Here is a 17,317-nt window from a genome sequence, read left to right as displayed (position 1 = left end):
AGACGGCCTCGGAGGCGGTGTTCGAGAGAAGGTCCGGGCCCGGCCCCCGGACCCGGCCCCCAGGCCCGGCCCCCAAGCCCGGCCCGCAGGCCGGGCCCGGTCCCGAGGGGCGGCCTCAGGGGCGGCCCCCGGGGGCCCCGAAAGGCGGACTCCGGGAACCGCCTCCGCGGTCAGGACCGCGTGACCCGCACCCGGTAGTCGCCCTCGCCGTCCTTGTCGACCACCGAGATCCGGATGCCGTTGGCCCGGTCGGTGAAGGTCTGGCCGGGCTGGAACGGGGCGTCGGACAGTTCGGCGTGGACGTTGGGCAGCCGGGTGCAGCCGCCGCTGTCCTCGGTGCTGTCCGCGACGGAGACGGGGCCCTGGCCGGTGTCGACGTCCGAGTTGACCTTGTAGATCAGCACACCGGGCCGGCAGACCTCCTGGTCGTTCCCGGCCTGGGTGCGCACCTCGACCGCGTACCCGGACTCGGCGGTCAGCGGGACGAAGGCGAGCTTCGTGCCGCCGCGCGTGGCCAGCGGCTCCAGGACGTGTTCGCTGGTGCCGGGCCGGGCCGAGCAGCTGATCTGGTCGTTGTCGAGCCAGCCCAGCTTCCACTTGTGCCAGCCCAGGAGGTCGTTGTTGGCGCCCCAGTCCTCGGACATGATGTCCCAGTGCCCGACCGAGCCGCCGCCCTCCATGGTGTAGAGGTCGGGAAGACCGAAGACATGGCCGTTCTCGTGCGGCAGGACGCGGAAGCCGGTCTGGGGGAAGGAGCCCGAGCCGTCGTCCTGGCGGCTGTAGACGAAGGACGTGTTGGAGAGCGGGACGCCGTCGGCGTAGGGGGCGTCGTCGTTGCCGGAGAACGTCACCGACAGGACGGTGTCCAGCGCGGAGGGGCCGGCGTTCGGGGTGACCAGGATGTTGACCAGGTCGTAGGCGCGGAAGTCCACCTTCGGATCGGCGGCGGCGACGATGTCCTGGACGAGATGGCGGTAGCCCGGCTCGTACGGTGAACCCCGCTCGATGCCGTAGTCGGCGAACGGCAGCGGCATCCGCAGCCAGCTCTTCACCGGCGCTTCGGGTACGTAGGTGAGCCGCCCGTAGGAGCTGGTCCGGAACCAGTCGGTGGTCTGGGGGAAGAACTCGGCGAGCCGGTCCAGGGCCGGTTCCGCTCCCGGGGCGTCCGGGAAGTCGATCATCAGGTTCAGGGCGTGGATGCGGCCGGTGGAGCGGGCGTAGCCCGGCTGGGTGGGCATGCCCTCCGACATCTGGACCCCCGTCGCCGCCGATATCCGGCACGGTCCGAGCCCTGCGGCCTGGGCGCTCGTCAGGGGGCCCGCCGAAGCGTGACTGGGCAGCGGAAGGGTGCTGCTGGCCGAGGCCAGTGTGGCGATGACCAGGGCTGTTGCCGCCCCGAGAGCAAGGGGGTGGCGGTGTCTGCGTATCCGGTGGCGGGGCTGCTGCATAGAGGCGCCTTCGGGTCCGCGGCAGCCGGCCGACCCCTGACTGCGCTCTGTCGATCAGCCTCGGGCGGGTGGTGCGGCGGCGCGCGTTGGGTGCGCCGTTCGGTGGGTTTTTCGCGGGGTGGGGCGTGGCGTGCGGAAGCGGCCATGGGGTGTGGCACAGGTCACATCACGGGGTGAAATAACCGGGGATCCTTTCCCCGTTTGCATCGGTGTCCCCGCGAAACGGGGAGGCGGTCCCCGGTTATCCGGACGGACCGTCCACATGACCGCCGTGGTCCATCCGGCCACGAGGTCCGAAGCCGAAGCCGAGGCCGGGGTTCCGGCCCGGTCCGGAGAACGGGAAGAAGAGGGAGCATCGCCGTGGAGACCGTCGCACCTACCGCGTCCGGGAGCGCGCGGCCGCGTACGCCCCGACCGAGGGCCGACGCGCTGCGCAACCGGGAGCGGATCGTGACGGCCGCGCGGGAGATGTTCGTCGAGTTCGGGCCGGACGTGCCGCTCGACGAGGTCGCCCGCCGTGCGGGTGTCGGCAACGCGACGCTCTACCGGAACTTCCCCGACCGGGCCGCTCTGACGCACGAGGTCGTCCTCGCGGTCACCTCACGCACCACCGACCGCGCCGACGAGGCCGCGCGTCAGGAGCGGGACCCCTTCGCCGCGCTCAGCCGCTTCGTGCACGAAGCGGCCGACGAACGCATCGGGGCGCTGTGCCCCATGCTGTCCGGCGGCTTCGACAAGGACCACCCCGAACTGCTCGCCGAGCGCCGGCGCCTCGAAGAGGCCGTCGAAGGACTCGTCGAGCGCGCCCAGTCCGCGGGACGCCTGCGTGCCGACATCGCCGTCGGTGACGTCCTGGTCGTCCTTTCCCAGCTCACCCGGCCGCTGCCGGGCATCGCCTGCCCGAACATCGACCGGTTCACCCACCGCCACATCCAGCTGTTCCTGGACGGACTGGAGGCTCCGGCCCGGTCCGAACTGCCCGGAACGGCGGCGACCTTGGAGGACCTGAGGCGACGGACCTGACGCCCGCGCCGGGCCCCCGACGGGACCCGGCCGCGCCCCCGCCCCGCCTCGATCACCTGCGCTCCCTTCCCGACCCGCCCGCCCTTACACCCTCCCTCATTGCGTTCTCGCGCCCGTTCTCCGACGGGCGTCCGCCCCGAGCCCTCACCCGGCCATGCCCCGGGCCCCTCACGTCCGCACCGGACCACGGTTCACGATCCCGCGCGCCTCCGCGCGTCCTTAGGTGGCTACTCCCATGTCAAAAACAGCTGATACCCGACTCCCGGACCCCAGTCGCTGGAAGGCGCTGGCGTTCATCGCCCTCGCCCAGTTGATGGTCGTGCTCGACGCCACCATCGTGAACATCGCGCTGCCGCACGCCCAGACGGACCTCGGCATCACCGACGCCAACAAGCAGTGGGTCATCACGGCCTACGCCCTCGCGTTCGGCGGGCTGCTGCTCTTCGGCGGCCGCATCGCCGACCTCTGGGGCCGCAAGCGCACCTTCGTCGTCGGACTGATCGGCTTCGCGCTGGCCTCCGCGCTCGGCGGCGCCGCGCAGAACCAGGCCATGCTCTTCGGCTCCCGCGCCCTCCAGGGCGTGTTCGGCGCCCTGCTGGCCCCGGCCGCGCTCTCCCTGCTGGCCGTGATGTTCACCGATGCCAAGGAGCGTGCCAAGGCGTTCGGCATCTACGGCGCGATCGCCGGTGGCGGCGGCGCCGTCGGTCTCATCCTGGGCGGCTTCCTCACCCAGGCGCTGAACTGGCGCTGGACGTTCTTCGTCAACATCCCGTTCGCGATCGTCGCCGCCCTCGGCGCGTACTTCGTGATCCGTGAGCCGGCCGGCAGCCGCAACCGCTCCTCGCTCGACATCCCGGGCGTCGTCCTCTCGGCGCTGGGTCTGGTCTCGCTGGTGTACGGGTTCACCCGCGCCGAGTCCAGCGGCTGGTCGGACGCGGTGACGATCGGCATGTTCGTCGCCTCCGCCGTGCTGCTGCTCGCCTTCGTCCTCACCGAGTCCCGGGTGAAGTCGCCGCTGCTGCCGCTGCGCGTGGTCATGGACCGCAACCGGGGCGGGGTCTACCTCTCGCTCGGCCTGGCCGTGATCGCGATGTTCGGCCTGTTCCTGTTCCTCACGTACTACCTCCAGGTCGTCAAGGGCTACTCCCCGATCAGGACCGGCTTCGCCTTCATGCCGATGATCGTCGGCATGATCACCGGTTCGACGCAGATCGGCGCCCGGCTGATGACCCGGGTCCCGGCCCGGCTGCTGATGGGCCCCGGCTTCCTCACCGCCGCCGTCGGCATGCTGGTCCTCACCCAGCTCCAGGTCGACTCCTCGTACGCGGCGGTCATCCTGCCGGGCCAGCTGCTGATGGGTCTGGGCATGGGTACGGCGTTCATGCCGGCCATGTCGCTGGCCACCCACGGGGTCCAGGCGCGGGACGCCGGTGTGGCCTCCGCGATGATCAACACCTCGCAGCAGATCGGCGGCGCCATCGGTACGGCGCTGCTGAACACCATCGCCGCCTCCGCCGCCACGGCGTACGCCACCTCGCACGCCACCCTCGGAGCCACCGACCCGGAGCTGCTGAAGCTCCAGTCGATGGTGCACGGCTTCACCGGAGCCATCTGGTGGGCCGTCGGCATCCTGGTGGTCTCCGCCGCCATCGCCGTGACCTTCGTCAACGCCGGCCGCCCGGATGCGACGGTCACCCCCGCCGGTTCCGGCAGCGCCGAGGGCGCCGAGGACGAGGTCAGGGTCCCGGTCGTCGCCCACTGACCCGGCCCCGCCCGGACGTGACTCCGCCCCGGTTCCGTACCCACGGGACCGGGGCGGAGGTCTGCCCGCAGACGGCGGACGGCGGAAGAAAGACGCACGGACTCCGCAGGCCGTACGGAGTCAGCGCAGCCAGGGCAGGTCGGCGTCCGTGCCCTCCGGTTCCAGTCCGGAGGCCACGGCCCGCATGATCTCGCCGAGCGAACGCATCTGCTCGGGGGTGAGCCGGTCGAACAGGGCCTGGCGGACGGCGCCGACGTGTCCCGGGGCCGAGCGGCGCAGCATCTCGTAACCCTCCTGGGTGAGGACGGCGTTCTGGCCGCGCTTGTCGGACGGACAGTTCTCGCGGCGGACCCAGCCGCTCTTCTCCAGCCGGGCGACGGCGTGCGAGAGCCGGGAGCGGGTGATCTTGGCGTCCTTGGCCAGCTCGGTCATCCGCTTCTGGTGGCGCGGCGCCCGGGAGAGCTGGACCAGCAGCCCGTAGTAGATGTGCGGCATGCCGGCATCGCGCTGCAACTGGCGGTCGAGGTGGTCCTCCAGCAGCGTGGTGGCATGGAGGTACGCGCTCCAGACGCCCTGCTCTTCATCGGTGAGCCAGCGCGGCTGCTCACCGGTGGATGCCGTGGTTGCCGTGGTCATGTGCTCCACTGTACGACCTTTTCTTGAAAGTTGAACTAGATAGAGCTAAGGTCTCCGAAGGTAGGAACTTGAAGATTAAAGAACAGTTCCTTCCGAAGGCTTCCTTCTGAACCTCGACGCCCAGAAGAAGACTTACCTTGAGTAGCAGCGGATGGGGAGTGTCATGACAGTCACCGCGGAGCGCATGCCCGCCCTCTATCTCTCGCACGGCGCCCCGCCGCTGGCCGACGACCCGGTCTGGCCGGGTGAGCTGGCCGCCTGGTCGGCCGGACTGCCGCGCCCCACCGCGATCCTCATGGTCTCCGCCCACTGGGAGGAGGCCCCGCTGGCCCTGGGCGCCACCGAGACCGTCCCGCTGGTCTACGACTTCTGGGGCTTCCCCGAGCACTACTACCGGGTGCGGTACGCCGCCCCGGGCGCCCCCGCCCTCGCCGAGAGCGTCCGCAAGCTGCTGCGCGGCGCCGGTACGCCGGTGCAGGACATCCCGGACCGGGGCCTGGACCACGGGGCGTATGTCCCGCTCGTCGAGATGTTCCCCGAGGCCGACATCCCGGTCCTCCAGATCTCCATGCCGACGCTGGACCCGCAGAAGCTGATGGACATCGGGCGCAAGCTCGCCCCCCTGCGCGACGAAGGCGTCCTGATCGTCGGCAGCGGCTTCTTCACCCACAACCTCGCCGCGCTGCGGCACACCGGCGGCGGCACCCCCGGCTGGTCGGCGGAGTTCGACGACTGGGGCCACCGGGCGCTCCAGGAGCAGGACATCGATGCCCTGCTGGACTTCGAGAACAAGTCCCCGGCGGGCCGGCTCGCCCACCCGCGTACCGAGCATTTCGCCCCGCTCTTCGTCACCCTCGGCGCCGCCGAACAGGAACTGGACCAGGGGCGCAGCATGATCGACGGCTTCTGGATGGGCCTGGCCAAGCGCTCGCTGCAGTACGGCTGACACGCGCGCCGCGCAACCGCCCCTGCCTCCGCCCCCGCCCCCGGCCGGGCGAACCGGACGCGGGGGCGGGGAGCGGGCAGCGGGGGCGGGCGTCCCGTCGAGGTCACAGGGTCGGCGTGTTCATCTCCACCGAGCGGAGCGCGGCGGCCAGGGCGCGCGGGTCACCGACGTCCAGCGCCGTGTCGGTGAACTTGATCGTGTGGTCGTCGCCGTGGGCGGCCGCTCGGGCGAACACTTCCTCGGCCGTCGGCACCGCCCCCGCGGCGACCGGCTCCTGGGGCCGCCGCGGCGCATAGGCGGCCGTCACCGCCGCGCTCGCCGCCCAGGCCGCCTCCAGGCTGGGCGCCCACAGCTCGCCGGGGAGGGCGGGCAGGGTGCGCAGCACCGCGTTGGGTGCCGTCGCGGCGTGCACCAGCATGGTCGGCTCCCCGTAGCCGTACGTCTCGTAGCGGTGCGTCGCGGCGCGCACCAGCTCCTCCAGCCGCCCCCGGGCGGCGTCGGGCCCGGTCACCGCCCGGTCGGGCCAGACCGGGAACGCGGTGAGCTGCCCCAGCCGGGCCCGGATGCCGCCGCTCTGGTCGGGGACCCGCTCCACGGCGTCCAGCGCGGCGGCGGCGTCGGCCGCCGGAGCCTGCGCGGACAGGTCGGGCAGCGGCTGGTGGCGGGCCGCCCAGTAGCCGAGGCCGTGGGCCAGTTCGGCGACGCGCGGCGCGTTCTCCTCGGTGTCCAGCAGGGTGCGTACGGCGTGGCCGACCCGGATCACCGGATGGGTGGCCCCGGCCGCGATGCCCGGCAGCAGCCGGGGCCACCATTCCGCGAGGACCGCCCGCCAGGGGCGCTCCGCCGTCTCGCGGACGAAGAACCGCGTCCAGTCGGCGATGCGCCGGGGGTCGCCCATCGCCTCCGCCCAGTTCTCGGGGGTCACCTCGGCGAACCGCTCGGGCATGTCCTCCAGCCGGTCCCGGTAGTGGTCGATCCAGCGGTGCACCCCCGGCGCCCGGCCGTGGCGCACCAGTGCCTCCACCGCCATCGGGGCGTGGTTGCTCAGCCAGCCGTCCCGCTCGGGGCCGAAGGAGTGAAGGCGCTCCAGCGCCTCGTCCAGGGTTCCGGAGGCGTCGGTCGGCGTGCTGCTCTGTGTGAGGTTCATGTCACCCCACGCTAGGCACCGGACCGGGGTCCCGGAACGGACCGTGGTCCCGGCCGGGCGGGCTCGGGGGACTAGGTCCCCGGTCGCAGGCGCTTCTCGTACCAGGCGACGTCCCAGTACCGGCCGAACTTCCGGCCGACCTCCTCGTACGTGCCGACGTGGCGGAAGCCGAAGCGCTCGTGCAGCCCGACCGAGGCCGCGTTGGGCAGGGCGATCCCGGCGTACGCGCGATGCAGGTCCTGCCCGGCCAGGGCCTCGAAGAGCGCCGTGTAGAGGAGCGAGCCGACGCCCCGGCCCACGGCGTCGGGCGCGCAGTAGACGCTCACCTCCACGGAGGTGGAGTAGGCGGGCTTGGCGCGGAACGGGCTGCTGGTGGCGTACCCCAGGAACCGGGGGCCCGCCCCGCTCGTTTCCTCCGTACCCCCGGCCTCCAGGGCGACCAGGAGGCGGTGCGGTCCGTCCCCGGCGCGCGAGCGCAGCCAGGACAGCCGTTGCTCGGGGGTGAAGGGGACGGTGTCGAAGGTGACGGCCGTCTCACTGACGTAGTGGTTGTAGATGTCCGTCAGCGCCGGCAGATCGCTCTCCACGACCGGTCTGACCTGCGGATCCGCGTCCGATATCGCCATGTGTCCTCCTGGTCGGCGGGACAGGGTACTGCATGATCGCGAAATTCCATGCCGGTCATGGGAATTCTGTCCGGATTCCAGTCGTTGTTTCCATCGGATGCAGGGCACCCGAAAGGGTGTCGCGACCTACTCAGCAAGGGAGCACGCATGGCAACCCGTGCCGTCGCCCGACGTTCGTCCGCCACCGGCGGGACCGACCGGGCAAGCAGTGTTCGCGCCACAGGCGGGGAGATCGCCGATCGCGACCTGGTCGGCATGTACCTGGACGAGATCGCGCGGACGCCCCTGCTCGACGCAGCGAAAGAGGTCGAGCTCTCGCAGGCCGTCGAGGCGGGCGTCTACGCCCGGCAGATCCTCGACAAGGAGGTGGAGAGCGACGCGGGCGGTGCCTCGCGCGAGGAGCTGGAGGCGCTGGTCGCCGAGGGCGAGCGCGCCAAGGACATCTTCATCCGTTCCAACCTCCGGCTCGTCGTTGCCGTCGCCCGCCGCTACCCCAGGGCCGGGCTGCCCCTGCTCGACCTGATCCAGGAGGGCAACGCCGGCCTGGTCCGCGCGGTCGAGAAGTTCGACTACGCGAAGGGCTTCAAGTTCTCCACGTACGCGACGTGGTGGATCCGCCAGGCCATCACCCGTTCCATAGCCGACCAGTCCCGCACCATCCGGCTCCCCGTCCACCTGGTGGAGGAGCTCGGCCGGATCCGCCGGGTGACGCGCGAGTTCAACCGCGAGCACGGGCGCGACCCGGAGCACGCGGAGATAGCCGCCGAGCTGGGCTCCACCCCGGAGCGCGTCGGTGACGTCCTGGACTGGGCCCGCGACCCGGTAAGCCTCAACATGTCCGTGGACGACGACGGCGACACGCAGTTCGGCGACCTCCTGGAGGACACCTCCGCGATCTCGCCCGAGCAGTCCGTGATGACGCTGCTGCGCAGCGAGGAGCTGGAGGAGCTGATCGGCAAGCTCGACCAGCGCACCGCGTCGATCATCCGCATGCGGTACGGGATCGAGGACGGCCGCGAGCGGACCCTGACCGAGGTGGGCAAGCAGCACGGCCTCACCCGCGAGCGGATCCGCCAGATAGAGAAGCACGCCCTGCTCGAACTGAAGCGAATGGCTCACGACACGGGCTTTGACGCTGCGGCGTGAGCTCGCGTCCAGTAACCTCCGAATTGGGCCGCTTCACCACCGTGGCCCCCCTGAGCTGAGTCCCGGCGCCCACCCCCCCCCTGGCGCCGGGGCTCATCCCTTTCCCGGCCGAGCGTCTTCCCGGCCCGATGTCCGGCCGGATCTCGGATCGGACGGCCGGTCCTATTCCGCCCCGGCTCTCCGCCTCGGCTCTCCGCCTCGGCTCTCCGCCTCGGCTCTCCGGCCCGGCTCTCCGGTCAGGGCGTCGGAATCGCCGCGCGGCTGAGCCGGGCGCCCAGGTCTTCGAGGTACGTCACCAGCTGTGGCGGCGCGTGTGCGGTGAATTCGCAGTCCACCAGCGCCAGCCGCACCGCCACCCACTCCAGCGAGTCCGTGACGGTGGCCCGCAACCGGCAGCCGTGCTCGCCCTCCGGTTCCACCGTCCCCATCGACCGCGGCAGCCGCGAGGCGACGAACTCCGCCGGGGCCGCGAAGCTCACCTCGATCGCCAGCTCCGGCTGCATCCGCGCCATCGACGCGCTGAGGTACTTCGCCGCGTCACCGGTCGGCAGCTCCCGGGGAGCGAACCGCGCCCCCGTGGCGAACGGGTCGCTCACCCGGTCGACCCGGAAGGTGCGCCAGTCGGCGCGCTCCAGGTCGTACGCCACCAGATACCAGCGCCATCCGGTGCTCACCAGCCGATACGGCTCGACCTGGCGCCGCGTCTCGGCGCCGTCGCCCGCGCGGTAGGCGAACCGCAGCCGCTCCCGCCCCGTCACCGCCGAGGCGATCACGGTCAGCGTCGCCGTGTCGATCGTCGAGCCGTCGCCGCGGGTCAGCGGCATCGTCGCGTTCTGCAGGACGGAGACCCGGTGCCGCAGCCGCGAGGGCAGCACCTGCTCCAGTTTGGCCAGGGCCCGTACGGACGCCTCGTCGACGCCCTCGATGGCGTGCCCGGCCCCGGCCCGCAGGCCCACCGCGATCGCCACCGCCTCCTCGTCGTCCAGGAGCAGCGGGGGCATCGCCGCCCCGGCCACCAGCCGGTAGCCGCCGACCGAGCCCCGCGAGGCCTCGACGGGATAGCCCAGATCGCGCAGGCGGTCGATGTCGCGCCGGATGGTGCGGGGGCTGACGTCGAGGCGCTCGGCGAGTTCGCTGCCCGGCCACTCGCGCGGCGTCTGGAGCAGGGACAGCAGATTCAGCAGTCGTGCCGGAGTGTCGGTCATGTCACCCAGGATGCCCGTCCATTGGGACACGACCTGACCTATTGCCTGTTTACCTTTCTCATATGACTTCTTCCGCATCCCTGCCGTCGGCGGACGCCCGAACGGTGTCCCCGGCCCCGTCGGACCGCCGCCGGTGGTTCGCCCTGGCCATCGTCATGACCGCCGCCTTCATGGACCTGGTCGACGTCACGATCGTCAACATCGCCATCCCGAGCATCCAGCGGGACACCGGCGCCACGTTCAGCTCGATCCAGTGGATCACCGCCGGATACGCCCTGGCCTTCGCCGCGGGGCTGATCACCGGCGGCCGGCTCGGCGACATCTACGGCCGCAAGCGGATCTTCCTCATCGGCATCGCCGGCTTCACGCTCGCCTCCGCCCTCTGCGGATTCGCCGCCAACCCCGAGATGCTCGTCGCCTCCCGCATCCTCCAGGGCGGCACCGCCGCCCTGATGGTCCCGCAGGTGCTGTCGATCGTGCACGCCACCTTCCCCGCGCACGAGCGCGGCAAGGTCTTCGGCCTCTTCGGCGCGATTGTCGGCCTCGGCGCGGTCTCCGGCCCGCTGCTGGGCGCGCTGCTCACCGAGTGGAACATCGCCGGCCTCGAATGGCGCCCGATCTTCCTGATCAACCTGCCCGTCGGCATCGCCGGACTGGTGCTGGGCCGGCTGTTCATCACCGAGTCCAAGGCGCCCCGGGCGCTCCGCCTCGACCTGACCGGTGTGGTGCTGGTGACGCTCGGGATGCTCATGCTGATCTACCCGCTGACCCGGGGCGAGGAGCTGGGCTGGCCGATGTGGGGCTATCTGTCGATGGGCGGCAGCGTCCTGGTCCTGCTCGTCCTGGTGGTGTTCGAGCGGGCCAGGGCCGCGCGGACCGGGTCGCCGCTGATCGAGCTGTCGCTGTTCCGGGTCAAGAGCTTCGCCGCGGGCATCGCCGTGCAGCTGACCTTCGGCGTCGGCCTCGGCATCTTCTTCCTGGTCTGGACGCTGTACATGCAGCAGGGGCTGGGCTGGAGCGCACTGCGGGCCGGCACCACCGGCATCCCGTTCTCCATCTCCGTCTCCGCCGCCGCCGGCATCTCCGTCCAGAAGCTCGTGCCGCGCTACGGCCGCAAGGTCCTCCAGGCCGGAGCGCTCCTCATGATCGCCGGACTGCTGATCTACATCTGGGAGTCCGACCGCTACGGGATGGGCATCACGTCCTGGCAGATGGCGCTGCCCCTGGTCGTGATGGGCGTCGGCATGGGGCTGATCGTCGCCCCGCTGGCCGACGCGGTGCTCTCCGAGGTGCCGAAGGAGCACTCCGGTTCGGCGTCCGGGCTGTTCAACACCGTGCAGCAGATGGGCAACGCCCTCGGGCTCGCGCTCGTCTCGGTGGTCTTCTTCGGGTCGATCGGTGACCGGCTGGCGCCGCCGCAGATCGGCCCCGCGTTCGCCGACGCCTTCGAGCACTCGCTCGGGTGGGTGGCCGGTGTGCTCGCCGTGATCTTCCTGCTGATGTTCGCGCTGCCGGCCCGGCCGAAGCAGCACGTGGAGGGCGGCGACGACGCCGCCGGGGCCGCCGACGAGACCGAGACACCCGCCGCGGAGCCGGTGCTCACCCACTGACCCGCGCGGAACGGGACGGAAGAGACCACGGTGCCCGCACCCCGCAGGGGGAGCGGGCACCGCCGTGTCCGACGGCGGGCGTACGGCTCCGAGGCGCGGCGTCAGCAGATGCGCGTACGGCTCTCCATCGCGCAGCGGGCCGCCTCCTCGTCGCCGTACACCTCGCACATGTGGCGGCCGTCGGGTGTCGCCGTGTGCTCGACCTCCCAGAGGCTGGTCTCGCTGCCGTCGAGCAGCAGGAAGGCGTGCTCGTACAGGGTGAAGCCGGCGTCCCGGCCGTCGACCCGGCACTGCCGGCCGAAGATCTGCGTGATGTGGTGCGCGAAGGCCGCCCGCAGCAGCCGGGCCGTCTCCTCGCCCGGCACGTCGCGGTTCTCCGCGCGGCGCAGCACCCGCCGGGCGTGGTCGGCGGAGTTGTCCGGCGCGTACATCCGGGGCAGCGGGGCCGGGGGAGCCGCCATCAGGGCGGTGAGGATCTCCAGATCGGCCTGCGGCCCGTCGTCCCCGAAGAGCGGGGCCTCGCTGAAGCCGCCGGCCAGCCGGGACGCGGCGACGTGGACGTCGGCCTCCTCGTCGTACAGTTCGTACTGGCGGTCGTCCGGGCCCTCGCAGCAGCGCGGACCGGGAGCGCGCGGACCTTGGTGCACCAGCTCCCACAGCGTCATCGCGGAGCCGTCGGCGAGCAGATACGTGTGCCGGTAGGTCTCGCGGTGCAGGGCCGCGCTGTGGTGCGAGGAGTGCAGCGCGCTGCTGTGGGCGAGCGCGGTGCCGAGCCGGTCGACCGTGCCGTCGGGCAGGTCGAACGAGTTGAGAGCCCGTCGCAGGAGTCGGTCGAGGTGCTGCTCGGTAGTCTCGTACGGATCGCTCAAGGTGCTGTCTCCAGGCCGTCGCCGCGTGTTACGTGGTGCGTGCTCAACGTAGTCCCTGGGTCCGACATCGTGACCGGGGTTGAGAAAAACGTACGGCACACGCAGAAGGTTCCCGGGTCGGCCGAACTTCCTTACGCGGACGGGGAGTCGGATCGTCCGCTTTCGTCGGCCGGGGGCGCGTTCCGCCCCGACCGCACGCCGTAGAGATCGCCGTACGACGGGAAGGTGCCGCCGCCGCGCCCGGCGCGCTCGACACCCGTGGCCGCCCGGACGGCCTTCACGATCGCGCGCGTCACGGCGTCCGCACCGGCCGCCAGCAGGCCGTTGAGGGCGACCGGGTCCGCCGGGGCGAGCTGCCGGGCGCCGGTGGCGAGCGCGAAGACGGTGTCCCCGTCGGTCAGCAGGTGCACCGGCCGGATGGCGCGGGCCAGCCCGTCGTGCGCGGTCCCCGCGAGCTTCTGGGCCTGCGCGCGGCCCAGGTCGGCGTCCGTCGCGACGACGGCGAGCGTGGTGTTGAGCGGGGGGCGCGCGGAGGCGTCGTGCGCCTCCTCCAGGCGCCTTCGCGCCGCCCGGTGGACCTCCGGCGCGGGCGCCACGGCCGGTTCCGCCCCGCCGTACTCCCCGTACAGCACCCCCGTGTGCGGATCGAGCACCGAACCCGCCGCGTTCACCACCACCAGCGCCGCCACCGTGATCCCGGAAGGCAGCAGCACGCTCGCCGTGCCGACCCCGCCCTTCAGCCGCCCGGCCACCGCCCCCGTCCCCGCCCCGACGCAGCCCTGCGCGACCGCCGCACCCGGCTCCGACGCCGCGGCCGCCTCCACCGCCGCCCGCCCGGTCGCGGCGTCCGGCCGGGCCCGCCAGTCCCCGCCGCGCCCCAGGTCGAAGACGCACGCCGCCGGCACGACCGGGACGACCTGCGCCGGATCGGGGCCGACGCGCACCCCGCGCGCCCGCTCCTCCAGCCAGGCCATCACCCCCGACGCCGCGTCCAGTCCGTACGCGCTGCCGCCGGTGAGGACCACCGCGTCGATGCGCTGCACCAGGTTGCGCGGGTCCAGCGCGTCCGTCTCACGGGTCCCCGGGCCGCCGCCGCGCACGTCCACGGCGGCCACCGCGCCGCCCTCGGGCGCCAGGACCACGGTGGTTCCGCTGAGCGCGCCCTCCCCCTCGACCCGGGCGTGGCCGACGCGCACCCCCGCGACATCGGTCAGCGCGTCCCTGCGGGCGGGCGCCTCGGGCGGGGTGGTGGGGGCGGTCATCCGGGGCTCCTCGGGGTGCGTGGCGGGCGTGCGGGTGCCGGTGCACGGTGAACGTACCCACGAGACGCCCGACCGTGCGCAGGCCGCCGCCGAGACCCCGCGACGCGCTCACCCCGTAGCTGCACAAAACAGGGTCAATCACCCCGTACGGACCTACGGTGACGGGGTGACCGAGCCACCAGAAGCCTCCGACGCGGCCGCGCAGCGCCCGCCCGGTGCCGGCACCGGGTCCGCCGGTGCGGCCACCGCACCGCCACCCCCGAGCGGCCCCTCGCGCCTCGCCGGCGCCGTACCGAAGTCCGTCACCGGCCGGGCCACCGCCGCCGGTGTGATCGTCTCCCTCCTGCTGGTCCTGGCCATCGTGCTCGGCAGCCGGCTCCTGGAGAACTTCGACTCCGCGCTCCTGCCGTACGCCGTGGCCACGGTCTTCCTCGCCTTCGGCGTCGCCTACCGCTACACGGTCTGGGTCTCCGCCCCGGGCGCCCGACGACTGTTCAAGAAGGGCTGGGGGAGCCTCTTCTCCACCGAGAACTTCCGCCGGGCCCCCACCGCGCTGCCGAAGATGATCGCCACCTACCTCGGCTTCCAGAAGTTCCTGGGGGCCCGGTCGCACGCCCGCTGGGCCGCCCACCAGCTGATCTTCTGGGGCTGCGTCCTGGCCGCGCTGATCACCTTCCCGCTCACCTGGGGCTGGTTCACCTTCACCTCGGGCACCGGCTCGGGCCCCGGCTACGAGATGCGGATCTGGGGCTTCAAGATCATCGGATTCGACTCGCTGGACTTCCTCGGCTGGCTGATGTTCCACGGCCTGGACATCGCCGCCGTCCTCGTCATCCCCGGCGCCTCCTACTTCCTGTGGCGCCGGATGAAGGACCGCGGGGCCGTCACCGGTCAGCGGTTCGCCTACGACCTGGTGCCGCTGATCGCTCTGATCGTCATCTCGGTGACCGGACTGCTCCTCACCTTCTCCTCGATCTTCCTGCACGGCGGCGGATACGAGTTCCTCGCGATCCTGCACATGGTGTCGGTGGTCTTCACCCTCATCTACATCCCCTTCGGGAAGTTCTTCCACATCGTCCAGCGCCCGGCCGCCGTCGGCATGCAGCTGTTCAAGTACACCGGCCGGCAGGACGACCAGGTCTTCGGCTGCCGCCGCTGCGAGGAGCCCATCGACACCGCCCCCTACGTCGAGAACCTCCGCGGCACCATGCGCGACCTCAGCCTCGGCTTCGACGAGTGGGCCGAGTACTGCCCGCGCTGCAAGCGGGTGCTGCGCGGCAGCGCCTACCTCTCCCAGGTGAAGAAGGGCTTCAAGTGACCGCGGACCCGCACGCCGGCGCCTCGGCGACCGTCCCCCTCGACCCCTCCCTCGCCCCGCCCGGAACCCGCGCCTTCCGCGACGCCGGCGGCATCCCCGCCGACCAGTGGCACGCCGACCAGAACGGGGAGACTCTCGTCCCCACCCACTGCTGCTTCTGCGGCGTCCAGTGCGGCATGTATCTGCGCGTCGACCGCGCCGGCAAGGTCTTCGGCGTCGAACCCCGCAACCACGACATCAACCGGATGCGGCTCTGCCCCAAGGGCATCAACGCCTACCAGCAGATCAACCACCCCGACCGGCTCACCGCCCCGCTCATGCGCCGCTCCCGCGACGAGGAGTTCCGCGAGGTCTCCTGGGACGAGGCCCTCGACTTCACCGTCTCCGAGATCAAGCGCATCCAGCAGGCCCACGGCAACGACGCCTTCGGACTGCTCGGCGGCGCCAGCCTCTTCTCCGAGAAGACGTATCTGGTCGGCAAGTTCGCCCGCGTCGCGCTGAAGACCCGGCACGTGGACTACAACGGCCGGCTCTGCATGGTCAGCGCGGCGGGCGCCAACAAGCTCGCCTTCGGCATCGACCGGGCCGGCAACCCCTTCTCCGACATCCTCCTCACCGACTGCCTGCTGATCGCGGGGTCCAACGTCGGCGAGTGCTTCCCCGTGATGACCCAGTACGTCTGGGGCGCCCGGGACCGGGGCGCCAGCCTCATCGTCGTCGACCCGCGCGAGACCGCCATCGCCCGCACCGCCGACATCCACGTGGCCCTCAAGCCCGGCACCGACTCCGCGTTCTTCAACTCCGTGCTCCAGGTCATCGTCGAGGAGGGCCTCACCGACGAGGACTATCTCGCCGCCCACGCCACCGGCTGGGAGGAGGTGAAGGCCAAGGTCGCCGAGTACCCCCCGGCCCGCGCCGCCGAGATCTGCGGCATCCCCGCCGAACAGATCGTCCAGGTCGCCCGCACCTTCGCCCGCGCCCCCAAGGCCATGGCCTGGCACGCCCGGGGCATCGAGCACCACTCCCAGGGCGTCGAGAACTGCCTCACCGTGATCAACCTCTGCACCGCCACCGGGCACATCGGCAAGCCCGGCGCCGGCTACGGCACCCTCACCGGCCAGGGCAACGGCCAGGGCGGACGCGAACACGGTCAGAAATCCGATCTGCTGCCGGGCGGCCGATCCATCACCAACCCCGAGCACCGCCGCCAGATCTGCGAGATCTGGGGCATCGAGGAGTCCGAACTCCCGCCCGCCGGCACCTCCATGATGGAGATGGTCTGGCAGATGCGGCGTCGCGAGATCCGCGGTCTGATCGGCATCTGCAACAACCCCTTCGTCTCGCTGCCCAACTACCAGGTGGTCAAGGACGGGTACGACACCGCCGAGTTCCACGCCCAATGCGACTTCTTCCTCTCCGAGACCGCGGCCAACGCCCACGTCGTCTTCCCCGTCACCACCTGGGCCGAGGACGACGGCGTCATGGCCAACGCCGAGGCCCGGGTGGTCAAGCACAACAAGGCCCAGGAACCGCCGCCGGGCGTGCGCACCGACACCTGGGTGATGTGCGAACTTGCCCGGCGCCTCGGCGCCGGTGACAAATTCGCCTTCGACGACTCCCGGGCCGTCTTCGACGAACTGCGGATCGCCTCCTCCGGAACGGTCAACGACTACTACGGCATCACCTACGAACGGCTGGAGGAGACCGGCGGCATCGCCTGGCCCTGCCCCTCCACCGACCACCCCGGCACCCCCCGCCTCTTCGAGGACGGCCGGACCTACCACCCCGACGGCAAGATCCATATGCAGGTCGTCGAATGGCACCTCCCCATGGACCCGTACGACGACGAACACCCCATGTCCCTCACCACCGGGCGCACCGTCGCCCACTTCCTCTCCGGCAACCAGACCCGCCGCCTCGGCGGCCTCGTCGAGCAGACCCCGCGCCCCTGGGTCGAGGTCCACCCCTCGCACGGCTTCCGCAACGGCGAACCCGTCCGCGTCGTCACCCGGCGCGGCAGCGAGGTCTTCCCCGCCCTGGTCACCGAGGCGATCCGCCCGGACACCGTCTTCGTCCCGTACCACTGGCCCGTCCCCACGGCGGCGAACGCGCTGACCATCGACGCGCTGGACCCCCGTTCCAAGATCCCCGAGTACAAGGTGTGCGCCTGCCGCATCGAGCACGCCGAGAAGATCGACGAGGTCCCCGCGCCCCCCGTCCCGCCCGGCCACGTCGCCTACGCCGCGGCCCAGGTCTCCCGCACGGACCCGCTGCCGCCCACCTCCCCGCAGGGCCGCGGCACGTCGGAGAGGAGCTGAT

General features: G+C 71.8%; 14 protein-coding genes. 7 read left to right on the top strand and 7 right to left on the bottom strand.

What is annotated here, in order from left to right; genetic code table 11:
- Positions 1 to 170 precede the first annotated feature (170 nt).
- Positions 171 to 1,448, bottom strand: a complete 1,278-nt coding sequence (locus ACWCXC_RS07535; RefSeq protein ID WP_450681674.1) for a M6 family metalloprotease domain-containing protein — start codon at positions 1,446 to 1,448, stop codon at positions 171 to 173.
- Between the two features lie 360 nt (positions 1,449 to 1,808).
- Between ACWCXC_RS07535 and ACWCXC_RS07530 the strand changes: the two genes are divergently transcribed.
- Both ACWCXC_RS07530 and ACWCXC_RS07525 read left to right on the top strand, forming a co-directional pair.
- The gene (locus ACWCXC_RS07530) at positions 1,809 to 2,471 is read left to right on the top strand and encodes a TetR/AcrR family transcriptional regulator (RefSeq protein WP_450681675.1); all 663 of its coding nucleotides are present in this window, start codon (positions 1,809 to 1,811) and stop codon (positions 2,469 to 2,471) included.
- Between the two features lie 235 nt (positions 2,472 to 2,706).
- On the top strand, positions 2,707 to 4,233 hold the full coding sequence (locus ACWCXC_RS07525; protein ID WP_450887216.1) for an MFS transporter: 1,527 nt from the start codon (positions 2,707 to 2,709) through the stop codon (positions 4,231 to 4,233).
- Between the two features lie 120 nt (positions 4,234 to 4,353).
- Here ACWCXC_RS07525 and ACWCXC_RS07520 read toward each other — a convergent pair whose 3' ends face one another.
- A complete protein-coding gene (locus ACWCXC_RS07520) occupies positions 4,354 to 4,878 on the bottom strand; it encodes a MarR family winged helix-turn-helix transcriptional regulator (RefSeq protein ID WP_450887214.1) in 525 nt (174 codons plus the stop codon).
- Between the two features lie 154 nt (positions 4,879 to 5,032).
- On the opposite strand from ACWCXC_RS07520, the gene ACWCXC_RS07515 reads away from it, so the two are divergent.
- On the top strand, positions 5,033 to 5,815 hold the full coding sequence (locus tag ACWCXC_RS07515) for a dioxygenase family protein (protein WP_450681678.1): 783 nt from the start codon (positions 5,033 to 5,035) through the stop codon (positions 5,813 to 5,815).
- Between the two features lie 103 nt (positions 5,816 to 5,918).
- Here the strand turns inward: ACWCXC_RS07515 and ACWCXC_RS07510 are convergent, their stop codons facing one another.
- Positions 5,919 to 6,962 (bottom strand): questin oxidase family protein, encoded by a 1,044-nt coding sequence (locus tag ACWCXC_RS07510; RefSeq protein ID WP_450887212.1) that lies wholly within the window; start codon positions 6,960 to 6,962, stop codon positions 5,919 to 5,921.
- Positions 6,963 to 7,033: 71 nt separating this feature from the next.
- Positions 7,034 to 7,588 carry an N-acetyltransferase family protein gene (locus ACWCXC_RS07505; RefSeq protein WP_450681680.1) on the bottom strand — a complete coding sequence of 185 codons (555 nt, stop codon included), beginning with the start codon at positions 7,586 to 7,588 and terminating at the stop codon, positions 7,034 to 7,036.
- A 147-nt stretch (positions 7,589 to 7,735) separates the two neighbouring features.
- On the opposite strand from ACWCXC_RS07505, the gene ACWCXC_RS07500 reads away from it, so the two are divergent.
- Positions 7,736 to 8,734 (top strand): sigma-70 family RNA polymerase sigma factor, encoded by a 999-nt coding sequence (locus ACWCXC_RS07500; RefSeq protein ID WP_450681681.1) that lies wholly within the window; start codon positions 7,736 to 7,738, stop codon positions 8,732 to 8,734.
- 236 nt (positions 8,735 to 8,970) lie between these two features.
- On the opposite strand, the gene ACWCXC_RS07495 is transcribed toward ACWCXC_RS07500, so the two are convergent.
- A complete protein-coding gene (locus ACWCXC_RS07495; protein ID WP_450887209.1) occupies positions 8,971 to 9,939 on the bottom strand; it encodes a helix-turn-helix transcriptional regulator in 969 nt (322 codons plus the stop codon).
- Positions 9,940 to 10,001: 62 nt separating this feature from the next.
- Between ACWCXC_RS07495 and ACWCXC_RS07490 the strand changes: the two genes are divergently transcribed.
- Positions 10,002 to 11,549, top strand: coding sequence for an MFS transporter (locus ACWCXC_RS07490; RefSeq protein ID WP_450887207.1), 1,548 nt, complete (start codon positions 10,002 to 10,004; stop codon positions 11,547 to 11,549).
- A gap of 101 nt (positions 11,550 to 11,650) precedes the next feature.
- Here the strand turns inward: ACWCXC_RS07490 and ACWCXC_RS07485 are convergent, their stop codons facing one another.
- Both ACWCXC_RS07485 and ACWCXC_RS07480 read right to left on the bottom strand, forming a co-directional pair.
- Complete coding sequence (locus ACWCXC_RS07485) at positions 11,651 to 12,418, bottom strand: DUF6227 family protein (protein WP_450681684.1); 768 nt, start codon at positions 12,416 to 12,418, stop codon at positions 11,651 to 11,653.
- Between the two features lie 131 nt (positions 12,419 to 12,549).
- Positions 12,550 to 13,680 carry a P1 family peptidase gene (locus tag ACWCXC_RS07480; RefSeq protein ID WP_450887204.1) on the bottom strand — a complete coding sequence of 377 codons (1,131 nt, stop codon included), beginning with the start codon at positions 13,678 to 13,680 and terminating at the stop codon, positions 12,550 to 12,552.
- 166 nt (positions 13,681 to 13,846) lie between these two features.
- Here ACWCXC_RS07480 and ACWCXC_RS07475 point away from each other — a divergent pair, with 166 nt between their 5' ends.
- Together ACWCXC_RS07475 and ACWCXC_RS07470 are read left to right on the top strand one after the other, a co-directional pair.
- Complete coding sequence (locus ACWCXC_RS07475; protein WP_450681686.1) at positions 13,847 to 14,998, top strand: MFS transporter; 1,152 nt, start codon at positions 13,847 to 13,849, stop codon at positions 14,996 to 14,998.
- Positions 14,995 to 17,316 (top strand): molybdopterin oxidoreductase family protein, encoded by a 2,322-nt coding sequence (locus tag ACWCXC_RS07470; RefSeq protein WP_450887202.1) that lies wholly within the window; start codon positions 14,995 to 14,997, stop codon positions 17,314 to 17,316. Before ACWCXC_RS07475 ends, ACWCXC_RS07470 begins: the two co-directional genes overlap by 4 nt.
- Position 17,317: the final 1 nt, after the last annotated feature.

The sequence above is a fragment of the Streptomyces sp. NPDC001515 genome (assembly GCF_053597115.1).
The sequence above is the reverse complement of the archived record's forward strand: the minus strand, read 5'-3'. Positions and strand labels throughout refer to the sequence as shown.

What these genes read in the sequence shown, in the direction of transcription:
- ACWCXC_RS07535 (WP_450681674.1), bottom strand. Translation starts at nt 1,448, where the DNA reads ATGCAGCAGCCCCGCCACCGGATACGCAGACACCGCCACCCCCTTGCT.
- ACWCXC_RS07525 (WP_450887216.1), top strand. Translation starts at nt 2,707, where the DNA reads ATGTCAAAAACAGCTGATACCCGACTCCCGGACCCCAGTCGCTGGAAG.
- ACWCXC_RS07515 (WP_450681678.1), top strand. Translation starts at nt 5,033, where the DNA reads ATGACAGTCACCGCGGAGCGCATGCCCGCCCTCTATCTCTCGCACGGC.
- ACWCXC_RS07510 (WP_450887212.1), bottom strand. Translation starts at nt 6,962, where the DNA reads ATGAACCTCACACAGAGCAGCACGCCGACCGACGCCTCCGGAACCCTG.
- ACWCXC_RS07505 (WP_450681680.1), bottom strand. Translation starts at nt 7,588, where the DNA reads ATGGCGATATCGGACGCGGATCCGCAGGTCAGACCGGTCGTGGAGAGC.
- ACWCXC_RS07500 (WP_450681681.1), top strand. Translation starts at nt 7,736, where the DNA reads ATGGCAACCCGTGCCGTCGCCCGACGTTCGTCCGCCACCGGCGGGACC.
- ACWCXC_RS07495 (WP_450887209.1), bottom strand. Translation starts at nt 9,939, where the DNA reads ATGACCGACACTCCGGCACGACTGCTGAATCTGCTGTCCCTGCTCCAG.
- ACWCXC_RS07490 (WP_450887207.1), top strand. Translation starts at nt 10,002, where the DNA reads ATGACTTCTTCCGCATCCCTGCCGTCGGCGGACGCCCGAACGGTGTCC.
- ACWCXC_RS07480 (WP_450887204.1), bottom strand. Translation starts at nt 13,680, where the DNA reads ATGACCGCCCCCACCACCCCGCCCGAGGCGCCCGCCCGCAGGGACGCG.